Below are 3,967 nucleotides of genomic sequence, written 5' to 3'. Positions count from 1 at the left end.
CAAGGTCGGAGGGGGTGTGGTGGGTGGTGTGGGTGTGGGTGTGGTGGGTGGTGAGGGTGGTGAGGGTGTTGGTCCAGAGGGTGTTGAGGGTGTGGATGTGGTGGTGGGGGGTGAGGGTGGGTTGGTAGTTCCAGGTGGTGGTGAGTTGGGGGCCGTTGGGGGTTTGGTGGGTGAGGGCGTTGAGGGTGATGAGGTGGGGGGTGGGGGTGTTGGGGTTGGTGGTGCTGTTGAGGGTGGGGTGGTTGGGTGGGGGGTTCCAGGGGGTGGGGGTGGTGGGTGTGGTGTAGCGGCCGAGGTAGTTGAAGGCGATTTGGGGGGTGGTGTGGGGGAGGTTGGTGTGGGGGTTGAGGTAGCGGAGTTGGCCGTAGCCGATGCCGTGGTCGGGGAGGGTGCGTTGTTGTTCTTTGATGCGTTTGATGGCGTTGTGGAGGTGGGTGGGGTTGGGTTGGTTGTTGTGCCAGGTGATGGGGCCGGGGTCGAGTTGGGTGGGGTGTTTGTTGGTGTACCAGCCGATGGTGCGGGTGGGGTCGGTGGTGGGGGTGAGGGGGTGGCGGCCGTGGTTTTCGAGGTCGATGAGGAGGGTGGTGTGTTGGTGGGGGGTGTGTTGTTGGCGCCAGTGGGTGAGGGTGGTGGTGAAGGCGGTGAGGAGGATGTCTTCGATGGTGGCGTTGTAGGTGGTGGGGATGGTGGTGAGGAGGGGGGTGGTGTGGTGTGGGGGGAGGGTGGTGGTGTGGGTGGCGGTGGTGGCGTGGGTGTGGTGTTGGGGGTTGAGGGGGGTGGTGGTGAGGGGTGGGTCGGGGGTGTTGAGGATGTTGGTCCAGAGGGGTGTTTCGGCGGTGCGGGTGGGGGTGGTGGCTTGTTGGGTGTGGGTGTGGGCCCAGGTGCGGTAGGAGGTGCCGGTGGGTGGGAGTTGGGGTGTTTGTCCGGTGTTGATGTGGTGGTAGGCGGTGGCGAGGTCGTTGAGGAGGAGTCGCCAGGAGACGCCGTCGGTGACGAGGTGGTGGAGGACGAGGAGGAGGAGTCCTTGTTGGTGGGGGCCGGGGTTGAACCAGACGGCTTGGGTCATGGTGCCGTTGGTGGGGTTGAGGCGTTGTTGGGCGGCGGTGGTGTGGGTGGTGATGTGGTGGGTGAGTTGGGTGGGGGTGAGGTGGTTGGTGTTGGTGTGGGTGAGGAGGTTGGTGGCTTGGATGGTGCCGGTGGGGGTGATTTCGGGTTGCCATTGGCCGGTGGGGGTGGTGTTGATGCGCATGCGGAGGGTGTGGTGGTGGTCGAGGATGGTTTGGAGGGTGGCGGTGAGTTTTTGGGGTGTGGCGTCGGTGGGGGTGTGGATGATCATGGATTGGCTGAATTGGTTGATGGGTGCTTGTTGTTCTTGGAGCCAGGCGATGATGGGGGTGGGGGGGAAGGTGCCGGTGGGGTTGTCGGGTGTGGTGGTGGGTGTGGTGGTGGGGGTGCGGGCGTGGGTGGCGAGTGCGGCGATGGTTTTGTGTTGGAAGACGTCGTGGGGGGTGAGGATGAGTCCGGCGGTTCGGGCGCGGGTGACGAGTTGGATGGACATGATGCTGTCGCCGCCGAGGGTGAAGAAGCTGTCGTCGATGCTGATGGTGGGGAGGTTGAGGATGTGGGTGAAGAGTTGGTGGAGGGTGTGTTCGTTGGGGGTTTGGGGTTGGCGGTGGTTGGTGGGGGTGGGTGTGTGGGGGGTGGGGAGTGCGGTGCGGTCGATTTTTCCGTTGGGGGTGAGGGGGAGGTGGGGCAGGGTGATGAGGGTGGTGGGGATCATGTGGGGTGGGAGGTGTTGTTCGATGTGGGTGGTGATGTCGGTGGTGAGGAGGTCGGCATCACACCATCGCGCTGCCACATTGATCGGAGTCATCAACCCGACAGGCTCCGTTGATCCAATGGGCTTGGTTGTTCCAGTGGGTGTTGCAGATTTAGCGGGGGGCAAGGGTGTGGCTGGTTGGGTTGATCCGGTGGGTGTTGTTTCGGGTGTGGTGGGTGTTTGGGGTGTGGGGGTTCGGGTGGCGTAGAGGGTGTGGAGGCCGGTGTTGTTGAGGGCGGGTGAGGTTTGGGTGGTGGTGTGGAAGCCGTGGTGGGTGAGGAGGTTGGTGATGGTGTGGGGGCGGTTGTTGATGTCGTGGACTTCGAGGACGATTTGTTGGATGAGGGGCCAGTGTTGGGGTTGGATGCCGTGGAGGATTTCTAGTTCGCTTTTTTCGGCGTCGATTTTGAGGAGGTCGATTCGGGGGATGGGGTGTTGGTCAATAATGTCGGAGAGGGTGCGGAGTGGGCGGGTGAGTTGCTGGTTTTGGAGTCGGTCGGTGACGAGTTCGGTGAGGGTGTTGTTCCATTCCTCGTCGGTCACAGTGTCGGTTGCAGTGTTGGTGGGGGTGTTGGTGTGGTCGCCGCGGATGAAGGCTTCGACGACGGCGCGTTCTTCGTCGGGGGAGCCGTAGCGGCCGGAGAGGATGGATAGGTCGGGGTAGTAGGTGAATTCGGCGTTTCCGGTGTGTGCGGCGAGGCCGCAGTCGAAGACGTGGGCGTTGACGTCGTAGAGGGTCATGTTGGCTTGGAGGACTTCGGCGAGTTCTGGCATGGGTTCGAACGCGTAGATGGTGGCGTTGGGTGCCTGTTGACTGACCGCGAGGGAGAACATGCCGATATGCGCGCCGACGTCGAAAACGATGGCGTCGTTGGGTAGGTCGATCCCGTGTTGGAAGTATTCTTGCCGTTCGAAGACTTCCTCGTAGACGAAATCGGCTTCCGTCTGGTTTCGGGTGGCGATCGCCATCCCGTTGGGCAGGGTATGGCGGTCTGCGTGTTCCGGGATGCTGTCCGCGATGTCGTGCCATCGGCGGACGGGTCCCGCGGTCACGGCGTCGGGCACTACGTATCCCGTGAGGCGGGGCCGCCCGGTCTCGGGTGCGGTGTCCGCGACGACGACGGAGTCCGCGACTCCTGGGTGGGCCGCGAGGACCGACTCGATCTCCCCCAGCTCAACACGCTGTCCAGCGATTTTGATTTGATGGTCGGCTCGGCCGGTGAACTCCAAAGCACCGTCCGGACGCCGCCGAACGAGGTCACCGGTGCGATACATCCGCTCACCGGGCGCACCGAAAGGATCAGCGATGAACCGTTCACTCGTGAGGCCAAACCGGTTCAAGTATCCGCGACCGAGTTGGACACCACCCACATACAATTCACCGACCACGTCCCCGGTCACCGGCTCCAACACGCTATCCAACACATAGACACGCGTGTTCCACACCGGCCGGCCGATCGGCACACTGTCGCCATCACCCGCCAGACACGACCACCACGTCACATCGATAGCGGTCTCCGTCGGCCCATACAGATTGTGCAACTCCACACCCGGCAACCGTGAATGGAACAGATCACGCACATGCGCCGGCAACGCCTCACCACTACACACCACCCGCCGCAAACCTTCCACACCCGCCGCGAGAGACGGCTCCTCAAGAAACACCCGCAACATCGACGGCACAAAATGAACCGTCGTCACCCGCTCCCGCACCATCAACGCCGCCACATACTCCGGATCACGATGCCCACCCGGACGAGCAACAACCAACCCCGCACCCACCAACAACGGCCACACAAACTCCCACACCGACACATCAAAACCCGCCGGCGTCTTCTGCAACACCCGATCCCCACCACCCAACCCAAACACCGACTGCATCCACAACAACCGATTCACCACCGCCCCATGCGACATCACCACACCCTTAGGCCAACCCGTCGACCCAGACGTGTAAATCACATAAGCCGGATGAGACGGAGACAGAGACTGAATCCGATCGACGTCCGTAGGCTCATGAACCGGCAAGGTGGCCAGATGGGTGCGGGTCGTGGCCTGGTCGATGACGAGCTGGGGGGTGTCTCCGACCAAATGCTGGGTGGTTTCCGTGGTGACCGCGACGACGGGGCGGGCGTCAGTGAGCATGAA

At 62.9% G+C, this 3,967-nt stretch carries 1 protein-coding gene and 1 pseudogene; both read right to left on the bottom strand.

The features are described from left to right. On the bottom strand, window positions 1-2,788 hold a 2,788-nt coding region (locus tag ACH4E8_RS35125), incomplete at its 3' end, for an FkbM family methyltransferase (protein ID WP_398455783.1). Window positions 2,789-2,824: 36 nt separating this feature from the next. Next, a pseudogene (locus tag ACH4E8_RS35120) lies at window positions 2,825-3,964 on the bottom strand (amino acid adenylation domain-containing protein); the annotation flags it as partial. Window positions 3,965-3,967 lie beyond the last annotated feature (3 nt).

Origin of the sequence: Streptomyces sp. NPDC017979 (assembly GCF_044328175.1) — a bacterium.
Classification (GTDB): Bacteria; Actinomycetota; Actinomycetes; order Streptomycetales; family Streptomycetaceae; genus Streptomyces.
Note: the sequence above shows the minus strand (reverse complement) of the source record. Positions and strands in the feature narration are given on the sequence as shown.